This window comes from Archangium violaceum Cb vi76, assembly GCF_000733295.1.
In the GTDB taxonomy this organism is placed as follows: domain Bacteria; phylum Myxococcota; class Myxococcia; order Myxococcales; family Myxococcaceae; genus Archangium; species Archangium violaceum.
This window is the reverse complement of record NZ_JPMI01000182.1, coordinates 1-547: the sequence shown is the minus strand read 5'-3', so window position 1 is coordinate 547 and position 547 is coordinate 1. Positions and strand designations below refer to the sequence as shown.

The following is a 547-nucleotide window of genomic DNA, read 5'->3' as shown; positions in this document are numbered from 1 at the left end:
CGGAAATGGACGAACAGTGGGGCTACGTCGGTGCTAAATCACGTCAGCGCTGGCTGTTTTACGCGTATGACAGGATACGGAGGACGGTTGTGGCGCACGTCTTCGGTGAACGCACTCTGGCCACACTGGAGCGTCTTCTGAGCCTGCTGTCGGCCTTTGAGGTCGTGGTATAGATGACGGATGGCTGGCCGCTGTATGAATCACGCCTGAAGGGAAAGCTGCACGTTATCAGCAAGCGTTACACTCAGCGCATTGAGCGACATAATCTGAATCTGAGACAACATCTGGCAAGGCTGGGACGGAAGTTACTGTCGTTCTCAAAATCGGTGGAGTTGCATGACAAGGTCATCGGGCATTATCTGAACATAAAACACTATCAGTAAGTTGGAGTCATTACCGACCATGTTTATTTCATACATTGTGGGTATTGTTCTTATTATCGCCGCTAATCAATAAAATCCTGCCCCATATCTACATGGGGCAGTTGTTCATTCTTTTAGTGTGGTAATTCACACGCCAGCAAAAACTCTGCCGTTCCTTCATCAAC

At 48.8% G+C, this 547-nt stretch carries 1 pseudogene; it reads left to right on the top strand.

From position 1 onward, the window contains the following. A pseudogene (locus tag Q664_RS54165) lies at positions 1–383 on the top strand (IS1-like element IS1F family transposase); the annotation flags it as partial. Positions 384–547: the final 164 nt, after the last annotated feature.